The sequence below is a fragment of the Clostridia bacterium genome (assembly GCA_017554615.1).
Taxonomy (GTDB): domain Bacteria; phylum Bacillota; class Clostridia; order UMGS1840; family HGM11507; genus SIG450.
Genome location: JAFZHY010000006.1, coordinates 19,961 through 44,893, shown reverse-complemented (window position 1 = coordinate 44,893; position 24,933 = coordinate 19,961). Strand labels below are relative to the sequence as shown.

21 protein-coding genes and 1 tRNA gene are annotated in these 24,933 nt (G+C 33.7%); 20 read left to right on the top strand and 2 right to left on the bottom strand.

The annotated features are described in order from the left end of the window. The first annotated feature begins 122 nt into the window (after window positions 1-122). The 13 genes from IKZ35_01905 to IKZ35_01845 all read left to right on the top strand — a co-directional run bounded on the left by IKZ35_01905 (window position 123) and on the right by IKZ35_01845 (window position 18,988). Entirely contained in the window at window positions 123-1,346 is a 1,224-nt protein-coding gene (locus IKZ35_01905; protein MBR4892718.1) for an S-layer homology domain-containing protein, read from the top strand. Window positions 1,347-1,369: 23 nt separating this feature from the next. Then, on the top strand, window positions 1,370-2,056 hold the full coding sequence (locus tag IKZ35_01900; protein MBR4892717.1) for a dockerin type I repeat-containing protein: 687 nt from the start codon (window positions 1,370-1,372) through the stop codon (window positions 2,054-2,056). Between the two features lie 15 nt (window positions 2,057-2,071). After that, window positions 2,072-7,681, top strand: a complete 5,610-nt coding sequence (locus IKZ35_01895) for an S-layer homology domain-containing protein (GenBank protein MBR4892716.1) — start codon at window positions 2,072-2,074, stop codon at window positions 7,679-7,681. A gap of 209 nt (window positions 7,682-7,890) precedes the next feature. Then, a complete protein-coding gene (locus tag IKZ35_01890; GenBank protein ID MBR4892715.1) occupies window positions 7,891-8,403 on the top strand; it encodes a YgjV family protein in 513 nt (170 codons plus the stop codon). A 4-nt stretch (window positions 8,404-8,407) separates the two neighbouring features. Further along, complete coding sequence (locus IKZ35_01885; protein MBR4892714.1) at window positions 8,408-9,400, top strand: aldo/keto reductase; 993 nt, start codon at window positions 8,408-8,410, stop codon at window positions 9,398-9,400. Window positions 9,401-9,487: 87 nt separating this feature from the next. After that, window positions 9,488-10,432, top strand: a complete 945-nt coding sequence (locus tag IKZ35_01880) for a tyrosine recombinase XerC (GenBank protein MBR4892713.1) — start codon at window positions 9,488-9,490, stop codon at window positions 10,430-10,432. Next, a complete protein-coding gene (locus IKZ35_01875) occupies window positions 10,422-11,303 on the top strand; it encodes a DMT family transporter (protein ID MBR4892712.1) in 882 nt (293 codons plus the stop codon). The genes IKZ35_01880 and IKZ35_01875 overlap by 11 nt, the downstream gene beginning before the upstream one ends. Window positions 11,304-11,348: 45 nt before the next feature. Then, the gene (locus IKZ35_01870; GenBank protein MBR4892711.1) at window positions 11,349-12,308 is read left to right on the top strand and encodes a TAXI family TRAP transporter solute-binding subunit; all 960 of its coding nucleotides are present in this window, start codon (window positions 11,349-11,351) and stop codon (window positions 12,306-12,308) included. 108 nt (window positions 12,309-12,416) lie between these two features. Further along, on the top strand, window positions 12,417-14,315 hold the full coding sequence (locus IKZ35_01865) for a TRAP transporter fused permease subunit (protein MBR4892710.1): 1,899 nt from the start codon (window positions 12,417-12,419) through the stop codon (window positions 14,313-14,315). A gap of 60 nt (window positions 14,316-14,375) precedes the next feature. Next, window positions 14,376-15,935, top strand: a complete 1,560-nt coding sequence (locus IKZ35_01860) for a sodium/proline symporter (GenBank protein ID MBR4892709.1) — start codon at window positions 14,376-14,378, stop codon at window positions 15,933-15,935. Between the two features lie 107 nt (window positions 15,936-16,042). After that, window positions 16,043-17,665, top strand: a complete 1,623-nt coding sequence (locus IKZ35_01855; GenBank protein ID MBR4892708.1) for an alpha-amylase — start codon at window positions 16,043-16,045, stop codon at window positions 17,663-17,665. Window positions 17,666-17,684: 19 nt separating this feature from the next. Then, the gene (locus IKZ35_01850; protein MBR4892707.1) at window positions 17,685-18,029 is read left to right on the top strand and encodes a cupin domain-containing protein; all 345 of its coding nucleotides are present in this window, start codon (window positions 17,685-17,687) and stop codon (window positions 18,027-18,029) included. A gap of 11 nt (window positions 18,030-18,040) precedes the next feature. Then, entirely contained in the window at window positions 18,041-18,988 is a 948-nt protein-coding gene (locus tag IKZ35_01845; GenBank protein ID MBR4892706.1) for a hydroxyacid dehydrogenase, read from the top strand. Window positions 18,989-19,030: 42 nt separating this feature from the next. On the opposite strand, the gene frr is transcribed toward IKZ35_01845, so the two are convergent. Both frr and IKZ35_01835 read right to left on the bottom strand, forming a co-directional pair. Beyond that, a complete protein-coding gene (frr, locus tag IKZ35_01840) occupies window positions 19,031-19,585 on the bottom strand; it encodes a ribosome recycling factor (protein ID MBR4892705.1) in 555 nt (184 codons plus the stop codon). 24 nt (window positions 19,586-19,609) lie between these two features. Next, complete coding sequence (locus IKZ35_01835; protein ID MBR4892704.1) at window positions 19,610-20,320, bottom strand: UMP kinase; 711 nt, start codon at window positions 20,318-20,320, stop codon at window positions 19,610-19,612. Window positions 20,321-20,475: 155 nt separating this feature from the next. Here IKZ35_01835 and IKZ35_01830 point away from each other — a divergent pair, with 155 nt between their 5' ends. The 7 genes from IKZ35_01830 (at window position 20,476) to IKZ35_01800 (ending at window position 24,671) form a co-directional block, all read left to right on the top strand. Next, the gene (locus tag IKZ35_01830; GenBank protein ID MBR4892703.1) at window positions 20,476-22,404 is read left to right on the top strand and encodes a YgiQ family radical SAM protein; all 1,929 of its coding nucleotides are present in this window, start codon (window positions 20,476-20,478) and stop codon (window positions 22,402-22,404) included. After that, entirely contained in the window at window positions 22,319-23,176 is an 858-nt protein-coding gene (gene folD, locus IKZ35_01825) for a bifunctional methylenetetrahydrofolate dehydrogenase/methenyltetrahydrofolate cyclohydrolase FolD (GenBank protein ID MBR4892702.1), read from the top strand. The genes IKZ35_01830 and folD overlap by 86 nt, the downstream gene beginning before the upstream one ends. After that, window positions 23,173-23,415: an RNA-binding S4 domain-containing protein gene (locus tag IKZ35_01820; GenBank protein ID MBR4892701.1), complete on the top strand. Its 243-nt coding sequence runs from the start codon at window positions 23,173-23,175 to the stop codon at window positions 23,413-23,415. Before folD ends, IKZ35_01820 begins: the two co-directional genes overlap by 4 nt. A gap of 48 nt (window positions 23,416-23,463) precedes the next feature. Next, window positions 23,464-23,733 carry a sporulation protein YabP gene (gene yabP, locus IKZ35_01815; protein MBR4892700.1) on the top strand — a complete coding sequence of 90 codons (270 nt, stop codon included), beginning with the start codon at window positions 23,464-23,466 and terminating at the stop codon, window positions 23,731-23,733. A 6-nt stretch (window positions 23,734-23,739) separates the two neighbouring features. Then, entirely contained in the window at window positions 23,740-24,225 is a 486-nt protein-coding gene (locus tag IKZ35_01810; protein MBR4892699.1) for a spore cortex biosynthesis protein YabQ, read from the top strand. A 1-nt stretch (window position 24,226) separates the two neighbouring features. Beyond that, the gene (locus IKZ35_01805) at window positions 24,227-24,505 is read left to right on the top strand and encodes a septum formation initiator family protein (protein ID MBR4892698.1); all 279 of its coding nucleotides are present in this window, start codon (window positions 24,227-24,229) and stop codon (window positions 24,503-24,505) included. A 77-nt stretch (window positions 24,506-24,582) separates the two neighbouring features. Beyond that, window positions 24,583-24,671, top strand: a tRNA-Leu gene (locus tag IKZ35_01800). Window positions 24,672-24,933: the final 262 nt, after the last annotated feature.

The window sequence follows — 24,933 nt, the reverse complement described above, 5'->3', positions numbered from 1 at the left end:
AAAGAAAAACAAAATTTAAATGAAACTTTTGTGATTTGTGGTATAAAAACATTTGACAATATAAGGATTTATATGGTAAAATATATCAAATTATAAATTGAAAATATTGTGGGGGATGATTAGTGAAAAAACATCTTATTATGTGTCTGTTGATATTTTTTGTAATATCAGCAGTAATTCCTGTTGGTGCGGGGACTGACTCAGCGATATTTGAATTATCTGTGCCGCATAATTTACCAAAAGCAGGAGAAAAATTTGAAGTATCGGTAGAGATTTCTAATAATCCAGGATTTTGTGCTGTTCAGTTTATGTTGGCATATAACAGCGATGTTATGATATGTGATGATGTTATAATAGATGAACGTCTGTCTGGTGCCATTTCAGCAACCAACCCCGAAGGAGACGGTGGAGCGATTGTTGCGGCTGCCTCTTTGAAAACATTTAATGGAGATGGACCTGTAGCACATTATCTATTTACAGCAAAAGAAAATATTGAAACATTTGAATTTAAACTAAAAGATATAGTTTTTGCTGATGAGAATAATAAAGATATACAATTTGTTATTGCAGGTGATTATCAAAATACCGATTTGCCAACAAACCCCGATAATGAACCGGATATAATGGATGAAATAATTGTAAAGCCTGATGATGCAGTTAATGAAGAGCCTTCTGAAGACACCTCTGTTTCTGAACAACCGTCTTCGGGTGGTGAATATGATGATGCAGAACAGGAAACAGAACCTGAAAAAAATGATAAAGAAGACAGTATTGATAAAGAAACTGTCTCAGAACATACATTTCCTGACATCAGTGGACATTATGCTGAATCTTATATTATTGAAGCAGCAAAACTCGGTTTGTTTATAGGTGATACAAATGGTTGCTTTAATCCTGATGAAAAAGTTACTCGTGCACAGTTTGTTACAGTGCTCTGGAGAATGTGTGAAAGACCTGTAGTTGATGTTGAACTTCCGTTTTTGGATACAGATGGACAGATTCCGGAATTTATATCTGCAATCAAATGGGGGTTTTCAAACGGGTATATAAAAGGAACATCAGATACAACTTTTGAACCCGAAGAAGCAATTACCCGTGAGGCAGCAATGAAGATATTGCATGGATATTCGGGTGATGGAATTGGCAATGAAATTCAGTTCTATCCTATATACAACAGTACATTTAAAGACAGTACCGATATATCTGAATGGGCAAAAAGTTCGGTTTATTGGGGAATATACAATAAACTGATATCAGGAACCAGCCCGGAAACATTGAGCCCAAAAGAGTTTGCAACCCGTGCACAGTTGGCGAAAATATTAATTAACCAACTTGACATAAATTAAATTGACAAAAAGGGGAGAAAAGAATGAAAAAATTAATTTGTATTATGGTCCTTGCTTTATTGGTTATTGCCATTCCTTGTGTTTCGGTAATGGCAGCTGACACAATTAAAGCAGATGGCTTTTACGACATTGGAACGAATGATGATGTTGAAATAAAGCCATTTAAAGGAGATACTGAGGTTAGTGTTACATTAAAGAATCTTGATGCTGATGAAGATGACGAAAAGTGGTATATGAATTCAGACAGACTTGAAGTAACATATAAAGCAGCAGTTGAAGGCGAATATTACGGAGTAATAATGGTTGAGGGCAGTGGTTTACCTACAGTAGATACTGATATCTATTACATAGACCAGGTTGAAGCAGAAGGTTCTAATATAAACTTTAATGTTTATCCTATATTACCAACTGATACAACTGACCTCTCACTTTATATATCAACAAGTATGCAGGGAGCTGATCTTGTTAAAATACCCCTTAATTATGCTGCTGATGTAGAAATGCCTGCATATACATTGGGAGACATAGATAATGATGGCAACTTTGGTGTTAAGGATGCGTTGATTGTTTTACAGATAGGTGTGGGCAAGTATCCTGCTACTGAAGCGCAAAGAGTTGCCGCAGATGTTGATGGTGATGGTGTTTGTGGTGTTAAAGATGCATTGTTAATTTTACAGTATGGTACAGGAAAGATAAATTCTTTTAAATAAACAAGGAGGAACAAAATGAGCCAGATTATGAAAAAAGTGCTTGCGTTGATTTTATCTGTTTCAATGTTAATGGGAATGACAACTGGTTTCGCAGCTAATGTTGCAGATGGTGATAACGGCAAAACACTATATTTTACATTTGAATATTACAACGAGGAAGAAACTGAAAAGATAACTGAAGTTGCTGCAAATGAAAATTTCTGTTTATATGTAAATTACATAGGCAACCCTTCAGTTGCAGATGACAGTATGCAAGGATATAATCTTTTGATAGGTTATGACCCTGATAAAGTTGAATTCTCTTACGGAGATGAAGGAAGTTATGAAGGTGTGCTTAATACTCCGTCGCAGCTTACTACAACTTATGGCGATGGCGTTGCACTTGTACAGGGCCTTGCAAATGGTGGTATTATAAAAAAAGGTCAGGTTGTTACATCTGGAACATTGTTTAAATTATTTCTAACTGCAAAAACAGATCTTACAGAAACTGATTTAAGAAATATATGTTTAGTAGAAACAACAGGCATATCAGGTAAAGAAAATACATATGTAATTGACGGAAATGTTAACGGAGGAAAAGCAGGACAATTTACAGTTGTTCAGGCTCCTGCAATCTCAGTTGGCGAAGTATCAGGAAATATTTATACAGATAGTTCTGTTGAAGATATTAAAGAGATGGTTCAGTCTTTCGTATATATAAATGATTCTGGCGAAAGTGTTTCTTATACACAGGGAGACAGTGAGTGGGAAGATTTTGAAATTTTCATTCCTGAAATGGGACTTCAAGTTGGCAAAAACATATTAACTGCAAAATATAATGACTGTACTTGCGTTTTCAATGTAACAGTTCTTGACAGTATAGACTATATTACTGTTACAACTCCACCGACAAAAGTTAACTACATAGCGTTTGAGAAGTTTGATAAAACAGGTATGGTGGTAACTGCGACATACGAAAGCGGAGCAACGGAAGATGTAACAGCTCAATGTGTTATTGATACAGATACATATCTTACAGTTGTAGATACAAGCTGGACAGTTGCATACGGTAATAAAACAACAACTCAGGAGATTACAGTTGAACCATTAGAAATTACAAAGCCAGTTGCTTCAAGTGATGTTATCACATATACAGGAGAAGTTCAGACCTTTGAATATTCTGAAGTTCCTGATGATGATTATGTTTTAATAACAGGTGAAACAAGCGGTAAGGATGCAAAAACATATACTGCAACTGCATCGTTAAAAGATAAGGATAATACTGTCTGGGAAAATGGCAGTACAAATGATATACAGATTTCGTGGATAATCAATAAAGCTGAGATTGTAAACGGAATTAATGAAATGACAAAAAAATACACAACAACATATGCCGAACTTCCTTCTCAGGAAAATGTTACAGGGATAAACAACGAAAATGTATCTGCGAAAATTTCCTGGTATACAGATGCTTTATGCGAACAACCTGCATCATTAACTAGTCAGATTACCGCAGAATATACTGGTGAAGGACAAAGAGTAACCCTTTATTATAAAGCAACTGATATGGATAATTACAAAGATTATAAAGGCTCAGTTGTGGTTAATGTTACAGGGAAAGATGCCGGTATAATTTCTTGGAAAAACCTACCAAACGGTTTGAGTAAAGATGGAGAAACATTTGTTGGCACATATAACGAGGAAGGCTATACTCTTTCTGCTAATATGTTTGCTGCGTCAACTATGGCAGGTTCTCCTCTTGGCGAAGCACAAACCATTAAAATAAACGGAGAACAAAATAATATAATTTTAGATGCGGGAACTTATACTGTATCTGTTGCATACGAAGATAAGGATAATAAAGCTCAAAATGATTTTATTGTTATTATAAACCCTAAATCTATTGAAGGAGCAAAAGTTTCTCTAAAATTTGGGGCAGGGGATGCAGTAGAGACAGATTCATCTAATCCAATAACCGTACCATATACAGGCAGTCTTGTTACACCTGAAGTAACAAATGTTTATGGAGTATCAGAAGATGGATATATTATATTGGAAGATATTCAGAATTCAACTGTTTCTGCAAAAGATGTAAGCGATGATGCGTATATAATTGCAGTGGAAGGAACAGGAAACTACACAGGAGTTGCATACGGATACTGGAATATTACACCTGCAGAAATTGAATTAAAATCAGCAGTAGTTGCAGATAAGAAATATAATGCACAAACAAACGATGCTTCAGTTGTTAGTGTTTCTTTCGATGGCTTAAAGGGTAGCGATACACTACAAAAAGGCGTTGACTATGATATTGTAAGTGCAGTATATGAAGATAAAAATGCATCAGAAAACGCAAATGTTAATGTTACAGTTGCACTTAAAGATTCAGTAAAGAACTACACTTTGAAATCACAAACTGTTGTGGCAAACGGAAAAATAACCAAAGCTGATTCTCCAGTGCTTATGCCATCTGATGCGCAGACATTACTTTCATTAAATGTAGTTCAAGGTCAGAAAGAATATTCTTTCAATCTTAGCACAATTATCAATGATATTCCTTCCGACGCCGGTGCCGTTACATATTCAGTTAAGGAAGAAGGCACTTATGTTAAGAAAAATGGAGTTGGTATTGATGGAGATATTCTTAAAGTTGTCGTTCCAACCCCACAGGCAGCAGATGTTACTGATTCAGTAGTTGTTGCAGTTTCAACAAATAACTTTAACGATACAGATGTTGTAATAAACTTTGAATTTAAAAACAAATCTACAGTAGAAATTACTCTTAATGATGTGAATACTGTATATGGAGATGCATATACAGTTGCAGGCAGTTATTCAAATCAGCCATCAAGTGGATATACATGGACTTATACATATACAGGTATTGAAGGAACAGAGTATCCTACTTCTGATGTAAAACCAGTTAATGCTGGTAAGTATGGTATAAAGGCACATTATGAAGATAATACACCTGATAGCCTAAATCCACAAATTCCTGGACATATCGGAGAAACTACTGCAATTCTTACTATAGCTAAAAAAGTTTTAAATCTATCTGATGGTGATGTTTCAGTTGCAAAAGTATATGATGGTACAACTGATCCGGGTGTAATTAGTGGTGCATTAGGTGTTGATGGAGTTGTGGGTGATGACAGTGTTTATATTGACATGACTTCTGCAACAGCTTCAGAGTATAGTGCAAAAGATGTAGATGATGACTATACAGTATCAATCAACGGATTTATACTTAGCGGTGAAGATAAGGATAATTACTCAATTCCTGAAACATATAACTTTAATAATGCAAAAATTACAAAACAACTTCAGAGTGCAATTACAATTAATGGTTCAAACGAAAATATCTCAGCAGTATATGGCGATGATATTAATATTGTAGTTGGTGGAGGTAATGGTACAGGTTTATACAAACTTGTAAGCTCAGATAACAGTGTTGTTAAGCTTAATGTTGTTGACAACAACATCTGGAAAGCAGAAATCCTTAAAATAGGTGAAGTTACACTTACTGCATCTAAAATGGGAGATGCTAATTATGAACCTTCTCAAGAACTTGCAATTTCATTTGTAATTTCTCCTAAGAATATAGTTGAAAGCTACTTTGAATTTGACAGTGAAGATAAAGTGTTTACAGGTAGTGAAATAAAACCTGTAGTTACATCACAAACACTTTCTTCAACAACAGATTATGATGTAGCATACAGCAATAATGTTAATGTAGGAACAGCTGCAATAACAGTTACAGCTAAAGGAAACTATGCAGGTGTAGTCGAAAAAACATTTGCAATTACACCAAAACCTTTAGTAGAAAATGAATTTATTGTTTCAGGTATTCTTGATGAATACACATACTCAGGAGAAGAAATCAAACCTGTGGTTAGTGTTGCTTGGGGTAACATAGTTCTTGCTACAGATACAGATTATGATATTACATATGATAATAATATTAATGCAGGAACTTCATCAGTTACCATTTCAGGTAAGGGTAACTATTCAGATTCTTTTGTAAAGACATATGTGATAAATCCTGCTCCTTGCACAGGTAGTGTTATAGTTACAACAAGTGAACCTGAAATATTGGAAAATACTGTGTTGACAGTTACTCAACAGCCAATTGGCGAAGTGTTCACATATCAGTGGAAGAGAAATGGCAATGATATAGAGGGAGCAACTACTTCTTCATATACTGTTACATCTTACGATATAGGCGCAAATATCACAGTTGTAGTAACATACGGAGGAAACTATTCTGGTTCAGTAGAAAGTAATGTGTTTACTGTTGGAAAAAGTATATTGACCGGTACTGTTACACTTTCAGGAACAACAGAAATTACTTTGGAAATTGAAAACGCACCTGAATCCGAACATTATAATATCGTATGGTTACGCAATGGTACTGAAATTTTTGGTGCAACAGGTACAACATACACTGTTACAAATGCTGACAAAGGTTGCGATATATCAGTTCAGTTAGTTGCGATTGGCGATACTTATACAGGATTAGTTGTTTCAAACACTATTTCAATTCCTGCTGAAGCACCTTCGTTTATAAAAGATCCAATAGTTTCTGCCGGAGATAAAAGCTTAACAGTTTCATTTGATGTAAGCGCAAATGGTTCGGAAATTATTAATTACGTAATCAAAGTAGACGAAGTTGAAGTTGCTGTTATCACTCCAGAACAGACAAGTTATAAAATAACTGAACTTGAAAATGGTGTTCAGTATGCAATTAAAGTTGTTGCTATAAATAGCATCGGACAAACTGAATCAAATGAAGTTACAGCTACACCTGTCCGTCGTTCAAGCGGAGGCGGAAGTATAGTTTCTACTCATAAAGTTTCATTAGCAAAAACTGATAGTGGTAAAATTAACACTAATGTAAAAAATGCAAAACCTAATTCAACAGTAGTTATCAATGTAACTCCTGACGAGGGATATAAACTATCCAAGTTAGTTGTTCTTGATAAAAATGGTAATGAGATATCTCTTACTTTAAAAGGTGATGAATATACATTTATAATGCCAAAATCAGAAATTACAATTGATGCTGAATTTGTCAAAATTGATGAAGAAGGCGAAGATAATAATGATGAAGATACACTAGGTAATTTTGGTGATGTTAAGAAGTCAGATTACTTCTATGATGCAGTAAAATGGGCAACAGAAAAGAATATTACAAGTGGCACAAGTGAAAGTTCATTCACCCCAAATGATGAATGTACACGTGCGCAGATGGTAACATTCCTATGGCGTGCAGCAGGAAGTCCAAAGGCAACTGCCACTGAAGTTTTATTTGCTGACATAGATGCAAATTCTTACTATTATGATGCAGTAATCTGGGCAATAGAAAACGGAATTACATCAGGTATATCTGCAACATCTTTTGATCCTGAAGGAATTGTAAACCGTGCTCAGTCTGTAACATTCTTATGGAGATTTGCAAGTAATCCTATGACAGAGTCAGATATTCCATTTGAAGATGTTGATACAGATTCATATTACAATAGTGCTGTTGCATGGGCAGTAAACGAAAGTGTAACTAACGGATTGTCAGTTACAAGTTTTGGACCTAATGATGCTTGTACACGTGCACAGATTGTAACATTTATTTATCGCTATTTTGTAAAATAATATAATTACTACAAACTATATTTATAAAGGTCTCTTGCGTTTTAATAACGCAAGAGACCTTTTGTTATAAACTTTTTAAATCTTTAGTTTGAGATTATATCTAAAAATTAAATATTATATGTTAATTTTAGTCGACAATTGCACTAAATTCTGTTATAATAAAAGATGATAAAATAATATTCATTTATTAAAACATTAGGAGTAAATATATGATAACAGCACAAGTTTTAGGAATAATGGCAGTTATAGCCTTTCTTCTTAGTTTTCAGTTCAAAACGAGAAGAAATATAATTCTTATAAATTTAAGTTCAAGAGTTTTATACATACTGCAATATATTTTTTTAGGTGCTTTTGAGGGTGCAGTTTTAGATTTTATAGGTTTAATCTCATCCTTTGTTGCAAAGAATAAAGAAAAAGAAAATTTTATAAAATATTTTAAGTGTTTTGTATTTGCTATTTATACTATCTTAATTATTGCAGGAATTTTACTTTATGAAAATATATATAGCCTGTTTGCACTTTTTGGCATTTTCTTTGAAATAACAGCATTATTTCTTATAAGAGAAAGGAATATAAGAATTCTTTCTTTGATTTCAGCACCTTTCTGGCTGGTATATAATTTTGCAAATTCGGCATATGGCTCTGCTTTAGGCAGTGTGCTTGTAATGATTTCTATAATAATTGCACTTTACAGATTAGATTATAAAAAAACAAGGAGTTGATTTTATGAATTATGTTGCAAATGAGAAAAGATACGATATAATGGACTACAATAGATGTGGTGAAAGCGGACTAAAACTTCCTGCAGTGTCTTTAGGCTTATGGCATAACTTTGGGGATACAGGCAATTATGAGAATATGTGCAAAATGTGTTTTACTGCTTTTGATAATGGTATAACCCATTTTGACCTTGCTAATAATTACGGTCCTGAAGCAGGAAGTGCAGAAAGAAACTTTGGTAAAATTTTAAACGAACATATGAAAAGTTACCGTGATGAAATGATTATTAGTACAAAGGCAGGGTATTATATGTGGCCCGGCCCATACGGAGAATTTGGAAGTAAGAAATATCTATGTGCAAGTTTAGACCAGAGTTTAAAAAGAATGAATCTTGAATATGTTGATATATTCTATCATCACAGAATGGATAAAGAAACTCCTCTTTATGAAACAATGTGGGCATTGGCTCAGATTGTAAAAAGCGGTAAGGCTCTTTATGTTGGTCTTTCAAATTACGATGGCGAAACAATGAAAGAGGCAGCAGATATATTAAAGGAACTTCACTGTCCGTTTATAATAAACCAGAACAGATATTCTATTCTTGACAGAAAAATAGAAGAAAACGGACTTTATGATATGGCAATAAAAGAGAAAAAGGGAATGATAATTTTTAGTCCACTTGCTCAAGGTTTGCTTACCGAAAGATATTTAAAAGGAATACCAGATGACAGCAGAGTAAGAACTGACGGAAGATTTTTAAATGAAAACTCAATTTCAGAAAGTATTATTGAAAAAATCAAGAAACTAAATAATCTGGCAAATGAAAGAGGGCAGACACTTGCTCAAATGGCTCTTTCATGGGTTTATTCCAAAGAAGGAATCACAAGTGTTCTAATTGGAGCATCAAAGGATACTCAGATTTTAGAAAATATAAAGATGAAAGAGAATACAACTTTCTCAAAAGAAGAACTTGACTTAATTGACGAAATAGTAAAATAGATAAAAATTTCTTAAACCCTTTAAAAAGAGATTTTTAAAGGGTTTTAAGTGTTTAAAAAATTAAAGGAAAGGTATGTGAAATATTATATGTATGATGACGCACCTTTGATTTTAAAGAATTTTTTAACCCAGAAGTTAACTATCGAGGGAAGAAGTCCTAATACAGTTAAGGAATATTATTATGATTTAAAGGGTTTTTTTAATTACATAAAAGAAATAAAGGGTTATGAAAAGGAAATAGATATTGACTTTATAAAGACAATAGAACTAAACGATATATATAATTATCTTATGTATATAAGCAGTGAAAAAAAGAACGGAGCGCGTACCCGTTCCAGAAGAGTATCTTCAATAAAGTCATTCTTTAAATATCTTCAGGTAAAAGTAAAACTTATAGATGTTAACCCTACTGATGCACTTGATGCACCAAAAACTGTAAAATCTCTTCCTCGTTATCTTGAACTTGATGAAAGCAAAAGGCTTTTAAGCACTATTGACGGAAGACATAAAGAAAGAGACTTTGCAATTCTTACCTTGTTCTTAAATTGCGGACTTCGTTTATCCGAACTTGTAGGAATAAATATAACCGACATTAAAAAAGACAGTCTTGTAGTTAAAGGTAAGGGGAATAAGGAAAGAACGATTTATTTAAACGATGCTTGTAAATCTGCCATTGAAGACTATATTGCAGTAAGACCAAAACTTAATTTAAAGGATGAAAAAGCACTTTTTATAAGTGGGCAGAATAACAGGATATATTTTAAGACTGTGCAGTTTTTAGTTAAAAAATATATTGCACAGGCAGGGCTTGACCCTATGAAATATTCCACTCATAAATTAAGACATACTGCGGCAACTTTAATGTATAAATACGGAAAAGTAGATGTAAGAGCCTTGCAGGAAATTTTGGGGCATGAACAGTTAAGCACTACACAGATATACACACATGTATCAGACGATAAAATAAAAGAAGCAGTGGACAGAAATCCTCTTGCAGATTTCGGAAAGGAACTTAAAAAAGATGAACAGTAAAAGAATGAAAGCAAATTTATTGCTTCTTTTAACTGCGGCTATATGGGGAGTTGCATTTGTTGCACAAAAAGAAAGCGTTAAGTACATAGGACCATACTTATATAACGGAGTAAGATTTTTACTTGGAGCAGTATCTCTAATTCCTCTTATTCTTATAATTAAACCAAAGGTTACTAAAGATTTTAAATATATGCTAAAAGGTGGAATTACAGTTGGAATATTTCTCTTTCTGGCAGCAAGTCTTCAGCAGATAGGCATTATTTATACAGATGCAGGAAAAGCAGGGTTTATAACAAGTCTTTATATGGTTATTATTCCTGTTATAGGCATATTTTTAAAACATAAGACATCTTTTAACACATGGCTTGGAGTTTTTATTGCACTTATCGGTCTTTATCTTTTATGTATGTCAGGTTCATTCACATTAGAATACGGCGACTTTTTAATTTTTATCTGTGCTTTTTTCTGGGCAGGGCATGTGCTTTTGATAGACCACTTTGTTAAAAGGATAAACTCGTTGTTACTTTCAGTTATGCAGTTTAGCGTTTGTGGTATTTTATGCATAATATCCTCGTTTATATGCAAAGAAACTGTATCAACTGAAGTTGTTATAAATGCTTTAATTCCTATCTTATACGGTGGTATTTTATCGGTTGGAGTGGCATATACTCTTCAGACAGTAGCACAAAAAGATGCTAAACCGTCTCATGCTGCGATTATAATGAGTATGGAATCGTGTTTCAGCGTTATAGGGGGAGCATTGATTTTAGGGGAAAGAATGAGTGCTAACGGATATATAGGCTGTATTCTGATCTTTGCTGCTATTATAATTTCCCAACTAAAAAAGAAAAGTCTTTACAAAACGCGATAAATATTGTATAATTATTCTAAAATTAAGAAAATGGAGGAATATTTTATGAAAAAGATTCTTTTAGTAATGCTAATGGCTGCTATGGTTGTTTCTCTAATCGCATGTGGTAGTCAGTCATCAACAATATTTACAATGGGTACAGGTGGAACTGCCGGTACATATTATGGTTACGGCGGAGTTCTTTCTCAGTATATGGCTAACAAAGGCGGAGTTACAGTTAATGTTGTTTCTACCGACGGTTCAAAAGCCAATATTCAGGGTATAGATGCTGGAGATTATCAACTTGGTACTGTTCAGTCTGACGTTATGAGTTATGCATGGGCAGGTACACGTTCTTTTGAAAATGAAGGTAAAATTGAATCTTTCAGAACTGTTGCAGGTTTATATGCAGAAGCAGTTCAGCTTATTACAATGGATAAATCAATAAAAAGCGTTGCAGACCTTAAAGGTAAGAGCGTATCAATCGGTGCTCCAGGTTCCGGTGTTTACTTTAACGCTATTGACGTGTTAACTGCAGCAGGTATCACTGAAAATGATATCAAAGCTCAGTATCAGTCATTTGCTGACAGTGCAGATGCTTTAAAAGACGGTAAAATTGATGCTGCATTTATCGTTGCAGGTCCTCCAACACCGGCTATTACAGAACTTTGCACATCAAGTGAAGCATACTTAGTTCCTATCGATGGAGATATCGCTAAAAAACTTATCGCAGATTGTCCGTTCTATACAGAACATAAAATTCCTGCTGGTACATATAAAGGTCAGGAACAGGATGTTACAACAGTTACAGTTAAAGCAACTTTAATAGTTTCTAAAGATGCGTCTGAAGACGATGTATATAACCTTACAAAATCTGTATTTGATAACATCGAAGCGATTACTAATGAAAATGCAAAAGGTGCTGAATTAAGTATCGAAAATGCAACAAGTGGTATGACAGTTCCATTCCATCCAGGTGCTGCCAGATACTTTGCAGAAAAAGGTGTTACAGTAGCAGTTGAATAATTTGAAATAAGATTATAGCTGCGATGTTGAATTCATCGCAGCTATTTTTTATGCGAGGTGAATAAATTGTTTTTTAACAAAAAACATGATAATACCGTAAGCGAGCATATGGATATAGATGCGGTAATGAAAAAATATGACCGTGAATCTAATACAAGAATATGGGAAGGCAAACCAAAAATTGTTGTTAATTGTTTACTTGCTGCCTTTTCTCTTTTTTGTATGTATGTAACTTTGTTTGCAAACTTGCTTGAGGAAGTTCGTTTAACTTCTTTTGTTGCTTTCATTCTTTTTATAGGCTACCTTGTTTATCCTATGAGAAAGGGAACACAAAAAGTTAATCATATGCCTTGGTATGACATTTTGCTTATGGTTCTTGGCGTAGGAGCATTTTTATATTATATGTTCAATGCCAGAGATATAATTCAGCAGGGTGCAAAATTTGAATGGTATCAGATAGTTATAGGTATAATAGCAATTATTTCTGTGGGTGAACTTTGCAGAAGAAGTGTTGGTATTCCTATTATTATCGTTGCAGGATGCTTTATTGTATATGCACTCATCTGGGGTGTTCGTAACCCTTCTGTATGGGGTAAAATAAATTATGTTGTACGCAGTCTTTTCTATGGAAAAGAAGGTATTATATCCACACCGGTTAATGTTTGTTCTAAATTTATCGTTGTGTTTATAATTTTTGGTGCGTTTTTGGAAAGAACAGGAATAGCAGATTTCTTTATTAAGATAAGTAATGCTGTTGTAGGTGGATTTTCAGGTGGTCCTGCAAAGGTTGCTGTTGTTGTTAGTGCAATGGAGGGTATGGTTTCAGGCTCATCAGTTGCAAACACAGTAGGCTCAGGGTCAGTTACAATTCCACTTATGAAAAGAACAGGATATAAACCTGAATTTGCAGCAGCAGCAGAAGCGTCTGCTTCAACAGGTGGACAAATAATGCCACCTATTATGGGTGCTGCAGCGTTCCTTATGGCAGACTATATTGGTGTACCATACAGTACAATAGTTGTATGCGCAATTTTACCGGCTATTTTATATTTTGCCGGAGTATTTATAGCAGTTCATCTTGAAGCAAAGAAAGAGGGCTTAAGAGGCTTAACTAAAGACGAACGACCAAGATTTCTTCCGCTTCTTAAGAAAACATATTTGTTGCTTCCGCTTATAGTTTTAGTATATCTTGTAACCACAAGCACGCGTTCTATTCAGTATGCTGCAGCAATAGCGATTGTTGTTGCCATTATTGTAGGGGCGTTGAACAAAGATGACAGAATAACCTTAAAAAAAATATGGGAAGCACTTGCAGCCGGTGGTCAGGGAATGATTGCAGTTGCTGCTGCTTGTAGTGTTGCAGGCATTATAGCAGGTACAATTACTATGACAGGTCTTGCAAATATTATGATAAACGGTATCGTTGCTCTTGCAGGAAATCAGGTTATTATTGCACTGTTCCTTACAATGCTTTGTTGTATAGTTCTTGGTATGGGAGTTCCTACTACTGCTAACTATTGTATTATGGCTGCAACTTGTGCGCCAATTCTTGTAAGAATGGGAGTTCCTCAGATTGCGGCACATTTCTTTGTATTCTATTTTGGAATAGTTGCCGATTTAACACCTCCTGTTGCTCTTGCAGCATATGCTGGGGCGGCTATTGCACAGGCAAACCCTATGAAAACTGCTTTAACTGCAACAAAACTTGCAATAGGTGCATTTATAGTACCGTATGTGTTTGCACTAAATCCTGCAATGTTATTTGTTGATACAACAGTGTTTGAAGTTGTTTTAATAAGTATTACATCTTTAATTGGTATGTACGCAGTGGCTGCGGCCCTTCAGGGATACTTTATTCACAATATGAGTTGGGCAGAAAGAATTTTAAGCCTTATTGGAGGTCTTCTTCTAATTTATCCGGGAGGAGTAACTGATACAGTTGGTTTATGCTTGGTGGCATTCGTTCTTGTTGTTCAGATTATTTCAAGAAAGAAATTAAAGGTTTAAAATAAATATTGGTAAACTACTGAATAATCATAAGATTATTTTAGGGAAGGGGTATTTATAATGTTTACACAAATTTTTAACAATATGGATATAGTAGCATTTCTACTGTATTTTATTGCAATGATTGGTATTGGGCTATTCTTTTTTATTAAATCAAAGAATACTACAGAAAAAGATTATTTCCTTGGTGGTCGTCAGATGGGTCCTTGGGTTACTGCTATGAGTGCTCAGGCATCAGATATGAGTGCATGGCTTCTTATGGGGTTACCTGGCAGCATTCTTGCATTTGGTTTCGGTCAGGCATGGATAGGAATTGGTCTTGCTATCGGTACTGCTGCTAACTGGATATTAGTTGCAAAAAGACTTCGTAAATTTTCAAAAGCTGCAGGAGATGCTATCACATTCCCTCAGTATTTATCTAACCGTTTTGTATCAAAAAGCCACTTGTTAAGTGTTATTTGTGCTGTGGTTTTCCTTGTATGTTTTACAATTTACGTTGCATCTGCATTTGTTGCAGGGGCAGATGTTTTTACAACATTGGTTCCATCTCTTGATAAAAGTATTGCAATGATTATTTTTGCAGTAATAGTTTTGGTATACACATTCCTTGGTGGGTTTAATGCAGTATGCTGGACAGACTTTTTCCAGGGCTTACTTATGTTAGCCGCGCTTTTAATTGTTCCAACAGTTGTTTCTATTGTTAAAGACCTTGACCCAACAGCATTATCAACTGTTTACCAAGGCCCAAATGGGGAAGAGTTTGTATTTGTTGCTAATTTCTTTAACGCAAGTTGGCAGGATATTTTATCAGGCTTAGGATGGGGTCTTGGATATTTTGGTATGCCTCATATTATCGTAAGATTTATGGCTATTGAAAAACCATCTATGGTAAAGAAAAGCGCAACAGTTGCAATTATATGGGTTGTTTTATCTCTTGCTGCAACAATTATAATTGCATATCTTGGAAGAATGTTTGTATATTCTAACGGTACTGACTTATCAGAAGTACTGCTTAAAAACGGTAATCAGTCGCTTATATTTGTAGAACTTGCACGAGATGTTTTCCCTGCATTTATAGCAGGTCTTCTTCTTGCGGCTATCATTGCGGCTTCAATGTCTACTGCAGATTCTCAGCTGCTTGTTGCTGCATCTTCATTCTCAAGTGATTTATATAAACCTATTATAAGAAAGAATGCTTCAAATAAGGAAATGTTATGGGTAAGCCGTCTTATAGTTTTACTTATCGCATTTGTTGCATATTTTATTGCAAGTAGCGAAGGTGAAGCTGCTCAGGCTATTATGAACCTTGTATCTAATGCATGGGGTATCTTCGGTGCGGCATTCGGCCCTGCAGTTTTACTATCTTTATTCTGGAAGAGATTTACATATAAAGGCGCAGTTTCAGGTATTATTGCAGGTGCTATAGTAGATATGTTATGGCTATGGCTTCCTGTTTGTGCAGGTAAATCATTAACTGCTGTTACAGGCGTATATGAAATCATTCCTGGGTTTATAATTGGTGCTTTTGTTGCAATTATTGTAACATTATTTGATAAAGTTCCTTCTCAGGAAGTATTGGCAATCTATGAAAGAGCCACAAATAACGAAATAGACGACTAATTTATATTAAATACTTATAAAGAAAAATGACAATTTATTTGTCATTTTTCTTTTTTTATGATAGAATAAATCTGATAAATTAAAATCATAAAATAGGGAGGCAGCGTATGGCATGGTATGATGAAGCAGTATTTTATCACATATATCCGCTTGGGATGACAGGAGCGCCAAAACAAAATCATTATGGGCAACCTGAGCATAGATTAAACACCCTTATTCCTTTTGTTAAAAAAATAAAAGAAATGGGTTTTAATGCACTATATATCGGCCCATTATTTGAATCAGTGGGTCATGGATATGAAACTACTGATTATAAGAAGTTAGATACAAGGCTTGGCACAAATGAAGACTTGACTAACTTTGTTAAGGAATGTCATAAACAGGGGATACGAGTGGTTTTAGACGGAGTATTCAATCATACAGGGCGAGATTTTTTTGCTTTTAAAGACATCAGGGAAAACAGAGAATTATCAAAATATAAAGATTGGTATTGCAATGTTAATTTTTATGGAAATAATGAATACAATGACGGGTTTTCTTATGATAACTGGGGCGGTTATGATTTGCTTGTAAAATTAAATCAGAAAAACGCTGAAGTAAAAGACTATATATATAATATAATTCGTTTCTGGGTAGAAGAATTTGACATTGACGGAATTCGCCTTGATGCGGCAGATGTGCTTGATTTTAGTTATATGACTATGATTCGTCAGGCAGCAAATGAAGTAAAACCTGATTTCTGGCTTATGGGAGAAGTTATACACGGAGATTATATCCGTTGGGTAAACTCAGATACACTTCATTCTGTAACCAATTATCATTTGCATAAAGCACTTTATTCTGCTCATAATGACCATAACTATTTTGAAATTGCTCATACGGTTAAGCGTTTGTATGAGATGGGAGGAAACAAGTCCGACGGGCTTAAGTTGTATAATTTTACTGATAACCATGATGTTGAGCGTATTTATACCAAACTAAATAATAAAAGCCATTTTATACCTGTTCACATTCTTCTTTATACACTTCCTGGTATTCCGTCTGTATATTACGGTTCGGAATTCGGTATTGAAGGGAAAAAACAGTATGGGTCTGATGATTCTTTAAGACCGTATCTTCCATATGAAGAATATGTTAATTTAACTTTAAAAAATAATTTTGTTGACCTTATTACACGATTGGGCAATATAAGGAAAAATACAAAAGCATTGTCTTACGGGGAATATAAAGAACTGTTTTTAACAACTAATCAGTATGCATTTATAAGAGAGTATAATAATGAATATGCGATAATAACTGTTAATAACAGTGATAATGATTTTATGATGAAACTTCCTGCTAAAGATTATAAAGAATATACAGGCGCTCTTTTTGGCGAAAAGACATATGAAGAAGACGGATATATTACTGTAAATGTAAAGGCAAATTCGGGCGAAATATGGCTTCCTGAGGTTTCTTTTGATAAAAAGGTTAAACCTATTAAAATTAATATGAAAAGTACATCACAGAATGATAAAACATTTAAACAAAAGAAAGAAGAAATAAAAACTGTAAAAGAAACAGAAATTAAAAGTAATAAATCATATGAAGAAATGACGGTTAGCGAACTGCAAAATGCAATAATTAAAAGAATGGAACAAAACGGACCTGTTACAGAAAGAATGAGACAGGATGTTTTAGATAATGTATATCATAATTCTTTAGTAACATGGATTAAAAGTTTTAAATAATTATAAGGAGGTAAATTTTATGTATAAGTTTAAAGAGCAGCTAAAAAAAGAAACAAGGCTAAACTATGATGGCAAAGAAAGAATGTATTTAACCCACTTTACTGATTTTGATATTAAAAATGAGAAAGTTAAAATGTTTTCATTAGTTGAGTTAAACCCCGGAGAAGAGATAGGTTTTCATATTCACGAGGGAGAGAGTGAAACATATTACATAATTTCAGGTAAGGGTATTTATAGTGATAATGGCAAAGAGATTGAAGTTTCGTCAGGTGCAGTAACGCTAACACCGTCAGGCGAAGGACACGCTCTTAAAAATACAGGTGATAAAACACTTCAGTTTATTGCACTTATTGTTCTTGATTAAAGGAGAAAGAAATGAAAGTAGTTATAATTGACAGATTGACATTAGGCGATGACCTTGATATATCCTGTGCAAAAGAATTGGGTGAGGTTATTTGTTATGATTCTACACCTCAGGAATTAGTTAAAGAAAGAATAAAAGACTGCGATATATTATTTGTTAACAAGGCTAAACTTGACAAATCAAATTTAGAAGACGCAAAGAACTTAAAACTTATATGCGAAGCGGCAACAGGGTATGACAATATAGATATTAAATACTGTAAGGAAAGAGGAATAGCAGTATGTAACGTTCCTGGTTATTCTGTTTACAGTGTCTCACAGGTAACCGTGTCTATGGTTTTAAGCTTGGTAAATCACTTAAGTATTTACAATCGTTATACAAAAGACGGAACATATATAAAAAATAATTCTGCCAATATTTTAACCCCTGTATATAATGAACTTTATAATAAAACATGGGGAATTATAGGCTATGGTGCAATAGGAAAAAGAGTAGGAGAAGTTGCAAAAGCATTAGGCTGTAAATTAATAGTTAATAAAAGAACGCCTTGTGATGAAGCAGAATGTGTTGACATTGATACTCTTATTGAAAGAAGCGATATAATCACAGTTCATACGCCTTTATCAGAAGAAACACGAAATCTTATAAATAAAGAAAGAATCAAAAAAATGAAGAAAACTGCCATTCTTGTTAATACTGCAAGAGGTGCAGTTATTGATGAAGCGGCTATTTGTGATGCTGTTAAAAACAATGAGATTTCAGGTTTTGGTACAGATGTATATTCAAAAGAGCCTTTTGATGAAGAAAGCCCGTATATGAAAATAAAAGATTTGGATAATGTATGCCTTACACCTCATATGGCATGGGGAGCAAAAGAAGCAAGAGAAAGATGCTTTGACATTATGATTAAAAATGCAAAGTCATATTTATCAGGAGATAATAAAAACAGAATATGTTAAATTTAAAACCCATAATACCGTTGGTATTATGGGTTTTAAGTATTATACTGTTAATATTTCTTTTTCTTTTTCTTTTGCGATTTCATCAACATTCTTTATATATTTATCAGTAATTTTCTGAATTTTTTCTTCTGCTTCTTTAACATCATCTTCAGTAATCTGATTATCTTTTTTAAGAGCTTTGATTTTATCTATACCGTCTCTTCTGATATTTCTTATTGAAACTTTTGCGTTTTCAGCAATTTTGCTGACATCTTTAACAAGTGCTTTTCTTCTTTCTTCTGTAAGAGGAGGGAAGTTAAGTCTTATAACTTTTCCGTCATTTGTAGGGTTAATGCCAATATCGGATTTCTGAATTTCTTTTTCTATTTCTTTTAAAACTGAAGCATCCCATGGTTGAATAAGAAGAGTTTTTGCTTCAGGAACTGATATATTTCCAAGTTGGTTAATTGGTGTAGGAGTACCGTAGTATTCAACTTTGATTTTATCTAAAATTGAAGCGTTTGCTCTTCCTGCACGAATTGATGCATATTCGTGATTAAGTGCATCGATTGATTTTTGCATTCTTAATTCTGTATTATTAATTGTTTCTTTCATATCTTGTTAAGTCCTTTCTTAATATTATTCGCCAACATAAGTTCCGATTTTTTCGCCTTTAACAACCTTGATTATATTTTCAGGAATATCAAGACCAAAAACTTCGATAGGAATTTTATTATCCATACATAATGAAATGGCTGTAGAGTCCATAACCTTTAATCCTTTATTAAGAACATCTATGTACTTAATAGAATCATATTTTACTGCATTTTTATCAATGTTAGGGTCTGCAGAATAAACACCGTCAACATTTTTTGCAAGAAGAATAACTTCTGCTTCAATTTCTGCTGCTCTTAAAGATGCTGCAGTATCAGTAGAGAAGAAAGGATTTCCTGTTCCGCAACCGAACACGACAACTCTTCCTTTTTCAAGATGTCTTATTGCTTTATTTCTTATATACGGTTCTGCAATCTGTTTCATTTCAATACCTGTCTGAACTCTTGCAGGAACACCAACTGATTCTAAAGTATCTAAAATAGCAAGAGCATTGATAGTTGTGGCTAACATTCCCATATGGTCTGCACGGGTTCTGTCCATATTATCTCCGCTTCTGCCTCTCCAGAAGTTTCCGCCACCTACAACGATAGCAGTTTCGATGCCCATTTGTGTTAAAATTTTAACCTGTTCGCACACTTCTTTAATCTTTGTAAAATTAAGACCAAACCCTTCTTTGTTAGAAAGCGCCTCTCCGCTTAATTTTAAAAGAACTCTTTTGTATTTACAATAGCCCATAAAATCATCCCTTTCATTATGTAATTACTTAATTTTAATTATTATATCATATTCATTTTAATTTTTAAAGAATTATTTTCTATAATTTTAAAAAAATATTGATATTTTTATATGCTATTGATTTTTTAATAAAAAAATAGTAGAATAATTCTGTTATGAGTAATAAAAATTTATTTCTACCAATTACAACTGAAGAAATGCACCAAAGAGGATGGGAAGAGGTTGATTTTGGTTTAATTTCAGCCGATGCTTATGTTGACCACCCTTCTTTTGCTAATGCTATAATAGGAAGAGTAGTAGAAGACTGTGGGTTTAAGATAGGAATTATTTCTCAGCCTGACTGGAAAGATGATAACGCTTTTAAGATATTCGGCAAACCTAAATTTGCCTTTCTTATTTCAGGTGGTAATATTGACTCGATGGTTAATCACTATACTGTAAATAAGAAAAAAAGAAGTACAGATTCTTATTCTCCAGGTGGGAAAGCAGGACTTCGACCTGACAGGCCTACTATTGTTTATGCAAACAAAATAAGAAGTATATATAAAAATGTGCCTGTTATAATAGGCGGAATAGAAGCCTCATTAAGAAGATTTGCCCACTATGACTACTGGCAGGATAAGGTTAAAAGATCTGTCTTATGCGATTCCCAGGCAGACCTTTTATGCTACGGTATGGGCGAGAGAGCCATTAAGGAAATTGTTACAAGGCTTGGTAACGGCGAGGATATAAAAACACTTACCGATATAAAAGGAACATGTTATCTTACAAAAGATATTGAAAATATTAAAGATTATATAATGCTTCCGTCATATGAGGAAGTTAGCGAGAGTAAAACAAAATATGCTAAGTCTGTTAAAATTCAGTACGAAGAGCATAACCCATGTATTGGTAAAATTCTAATAGAAAAACAAAATGATAATATTTATCTTGTTCAGAACCCTCCTCAAAAAGTTTTAACAAGGCAGGAACTTGATAAAGTATATTCGTATAACTATCAGAGAAAATGGCATCCTTTATATGATAAATATGGGGGAGTTCCTGCTATTGACGAAGTTAAGTTTTCAATTATATCCGAGCGTGGATGTTTTGGCGGATGTAATTTCTGTTCTCTTGCCTTTCATCAGGGAAGAGTAGTTTCGTCAAGAAGTGAAAAATCAATATTAAGCGAAGTTAAGAAAATGGTATATGACGAAGACTTTAAAGGATATATTCACGATGTGGGAGGGCCTACTGCCAACTTCAGATATCCTTCGTGTGATAAGCAGGATAAATGGGGAGCATGTAAAGAAAGACAATGTCTTGCCCCTACACCTTGTAAAAATTTAAAGGTTTCACACACAGAATACTTAAATCTTCTTCGTAAAATAAAAGAAATTGACGGGGTAAAGAAAGTGTTTATCCGTTCGGGTATCCGCTTTGACTATCTTGTTTATGATAAAAACAATGAGTTTTTTAAAGAATTAGTAAAAGACCATGTTTCAGGTCAGTTAAAAGTTGCCCCTGAACATTGCTCAAAAAGGGTATTGTCTTTAATGGGTAAACCTGAAATAAAGGTTTTTAATAATTTCAGAGAAAAGTTTTTTAAATATTCAAAACAGGCAGGGAAAGAGCAGTATATTGTTCCTTATCTTATGTCATCTCATCCCGGAAGTACACTTTCTGATGCTATTGAACTTTCAGAATATTTAAGGGATATAAATTATCAGCCTGAACAGGTTCAGGACTTTTATCCTACACCTGGAACAATCTCTACCTGTATGTATTACACAGGGTTAAACCCTATTAATATGGAAAAGGTGTTTGTTCCTAAAACATATAAAGAAAAAAATATGCAAAGAGCCCTTTTACAATATAGAAAAAAAGAAAACTACGAAACAGTTAAAGAAGCGCTCATTATTGCAGGAAGAAAAGACCTTATAGGCTTTGATAAAAAATGTCTTATAAAACCAAGGATAACTAAGAATAAAACTAAGGAAACGAAAGGAAAAACGGAAAATGAACGCACAAATAATAAACGGAAAACAAGTCTCACAAAACATAAAGGAAAAAATAAAAAAAGAAGTGGAAGAACTAAAAAATAAAGGTATAGTTCCAGGTCTTGCAGTTGTTATTGTTGGTAATAACCCTGCATCAAGAGTTTATGTCAACTCTAAAAAGAAGGCGTGTGAAGAACTTGGTATGTACTCAGTTGAATATGCGCTAAAAGAAGAAACAACAGAGGAAGAACTTTTAGAACTTATCAGTAAACTTAATTACGATGATAAAATAAACGGTATATTGGTTCAGCTTCCTTTACCAAAACATCTTGACGAAAAACTTATTATAAATACAATTATCCCTGAAAAAGATGTTGATGCATTTCATCCTGTAAATGTGGGTAAAATTATGATAGGAGATTTTAATTTTCTTCCTTGTACACCTGCAGGTGTTATGGAACTTATTAAAGAAACAGGCATTGATATTTCTGGTAAAGAATGTGTTATAATCGGAAGAAGCAATATAGTAGGTAAACCACAGGCAATGCTTATGCTTCATAAAAACGCAACTGTTACAATCTGCCACTCTAAAACAAAAGATTTAGCTGAAGTTGTTAAAAGAGCCGATATAGTTGTAGCAGCAGTCGGTGTTGCTAAAATGGTTACAAAAGATATGGTAAAAGAAGGCGCTGTTGTAATAGATGTTGGTATGAACAGACTTCCTGACGGTAAATTATGCGGTGATGTAGATTTTGACGGTGTGTCAGAAGTTGCATCATTTATAACCCCTGTTCCAGGCGGAGTAGGGCCTATGACAATAGCAATGCTTATGCAAAATACACTTACTGCGGCAAAATTAAAGGCGGGGCTTATATGAGAATAGATAAATATTTAAAAATTTCAAGACTTATAAAGAGAAGAAGCGTTGCCAATGAGGCTTGTGAACAAGGCAGAATCAGTGTTAACACAAAAGTAGTTAAACCGTCATATGATGTTAAAATAGGCGATGAACTTTCTATTCGTTTCGGCGACCGTGAAGTTAAAATAAGAGTAACTAATCTTAGCGAACATGTAAAAAAGGAAGAGGCTTCCTCAATGTTTGAGGTAATACTGTAATAAATAGGCACCAACCGGAATATATTAGTTTCGGGAGGTGCTTTTTTTATGGCTGAAGAATCAAGAAATCAAAATATATTATTGGAAGGAAGAAAAAGGCTTGAGATAACAGGTGTCAAAGAAGTGGAAAGTTTTGATGATAATTCAGTAGTTCTTATAACTGATCTTGGAACATTATCAATAAAAGGGAATAACATAAAAATTGAAAAACTTAATCTTGATATGGAGGAAATATCTGCAACAGGAGACTTTTATTCTTTGGAATATCTTACTGATGAAAGAACAAAACACTCAGTTTTTTCAAGAATGTTCAGGTAAAAAAATATGGAAATAACAGTTTTAGACCAGACTATTTCTTTTTTGTATTCCGCTTTTTCTGGATTTATTCTTGGAATGTTTTTTGATTTTTTTAAATGCTTAAAGAATATAGTTTTTAAAAATAAGATTACAAGAGATTTTATAGATGTTATTTTTGTTATGACTTCTGCAATTTTTGTATTCTTTTCCTTCTATCAGATTTGCGCACTTAATTTTAGATTTTACCATATTTGCGGTTTTATATTGGGTATAGTTATATACTTTTGTTCAGTAAACAGAATAGTTTATAAAATCCTTGAAAAAATTTTAATAATTTTAAGAGAAATTTTAAAAATTCTATTGTATCCTGTAAAATTATTTGTTATAATATTATCAGGTTTTTTTCGGCTTGTAAAAAAAGTGGTTGAAAAGCCCTTGGGATGTATTAAAAACACTTATGCTAAAACAGTCTTTGGCATAAAGAATGTTATTAAAAGAAAAGGGAAGATATAGAATGAAAATTAATGTTAAAAGATTTTCGGTTTTTCTTATGATTCTTGCTACCATTTATGTTGGCATTATGCATTATCAGGCAGCAGTTGACGGGATGAATATCAAGAGTGAAAAAGAAAAGTATATTGGCCTTATAGATGAAGAAACAAAGAAAAACGAAGAGCTTAAAAAAGAAGATGCAAATCTTGACACTGCTGATTCGTATGAAACTATCGCAAGAGATGACTTGGGTCTTTTAAAATCTAATGAAACAGTTTTTATCAACCCTGATATGAATTAAAAAAAACTTTAAAAAATATATTGACAAATTCTTTTTATTATGTTATTATCTTTTAGTAATCAATTCTGATTGCATTTGCCGGAGTGGCGGAACTGGCAGACGCCCAGGACTTAAAATCCTGTGGGAGGCGACTCCCGTACCGGTTCGATTCCGGTTTCCGGCACCAGAAAAAAAGACAGTTTTCGTTTGAAAACTGTTTTTTTTTCATCGATATAAATCTCTTGCGAGATTTTCGATGTGTCATAAATGACTCGATATATGCTATCGCACTCGATATGTTGCTGACGCAACGAGATTTATATTATATCGAGTTTGAGCATAGAGAAAACATATCGATTTTACGAAGTAAAAATATCGAGCAAACGAAGTTTGCATATCGACTAAAACAACTCATATTCATTATGTATATAAAAAGCAAGAAAAAAGCG

Coding starts and splice junctions, on each gene's coding strand:
- IKZ35_01890 (MBR4892715.1), top strand. CDS start 7,891: ATGATAACAGCACAAGTTTTAGGAATAATGGCAGTTATAGCCTTTCTT.
- IKZ35_01810 (MBR4892699.1), top strand. CDS start 23,740: ATGGAAATAACAGTTTTAGACCAGACTATTTCTTTTTTGTATTCCGCT.
- IKZ35_01830 (MBR4892703.1), top strand. CDS start 20,476: ATGAGTAATAAAAATTTATTTCTACCAATTACAACTGAAGAAATGCAC.
- IKZ35_01850 (MBR4892707.1), top strand. CDS start 17,685: ATGTATAAGTTTAAAGAGCAGCTAAAAAAAGAAACAAGGCTAAACTAT.
- IKZ35_01835 (MBR4892704.1), bottom strand. CDS start 20,320: ATGGGCTATTGTAAATACAAAAGAGTTCTTTTAAAATTAAGCGGAGAG.
- IKZ35_01805 (MBR4892698.1), top strand. CDS start 24,227: ATGAAAATTAATGTTAAAAGATTTTCGGTTTTTCTTATGATTCTTGCT.
- IKZ35_01865 (MBR4892710.1), top strand. CDS start 12,417: ATGGATATAGATGCGGTAATGAAAAAATATGACCGTGAATCTAATACA.
- IKZ35_01875 (MBR4892712.1), top strand. CDS start 10,422: ATGAACAGTAAAAGAATGAAAGCAAATTTATTGCTTCTTTTAACTGCG.
- yabP (MBR4892700.1), top strand. CDS start 23,464: ATGGCTGAAGAATCAAGAAATCAAAATATATTATTGGAAGGAAGAAAA.
- IKZ35_01860 (MBR4892709.1), top strand. CDS start 14,376: ATGTTTACACAAATTTTTAACAATATGGATATAGTAGCATTTCTACTG.
- folD (MBR4892702.1), top strand. CDS start 22,319: ATGAACGCACAAATAATAAACGGAAAACAAGTCTCACAAAACATAAAG.
- IKZ35_01885 (MBR4892714.1), top strand. CDS start 8,408: ATGAATTATGTTGCAAATGAGAAAAGATACGATATAATGGACTACAAT.
- IKZ35_01870 (MBR4892711.1), top strand. CDS start 11,349: ATGAAAAAGATTCTTTTAGTAATGCTAATGGCTGCTATGGTTGTTTCT.
- IKZ35_01880 (MBR4892713.1), top strand. CDS start 9,488: ATGTATGATGACGCACCTTTGATTTTAAAGAATTTTTTAACCCAGAAG.
- IKZ35_01895 (MBR4892716.1), top strand. CDS start 2,072: ATGAGCCAGATTATGAAAAAAGTGCTTGCGTTGATTTTATCTGTTTCA.
- IKZ35_01820 (MBR4892701.1), top strand. CDS start 23,173: ATGAGAATAGATAAATATTTAAAAATTTCAAGACTTATAAAGAGAAGA.
- IKZ35_01900 (MBR4892717.1), top strand. CDS start 1,370: ATGAAAAAATTAATTTGTATTATGGTCCTTGCTTTATTGGTTATTGCC.
- frr (MBR4892705.1), bottom strand. CDS start 19,585: ATGAAAGAAACAATTAATAATACAGAATTAAGAATGCAAAAATCAATC.
- IKZ35_01855 (MBR4892708.1), top strand. CDS start 16,043: ATGGCATGGTATGATGAAGCAGTATTTTATCACATATATCCGCTTGGG.
- IKZ35_01845 (MBR4892706.1), top strand. CDS start 18,041: ATGAAAGTAGTTATAATTGACAGATTGACATTAGGCGATGACCTTGAT.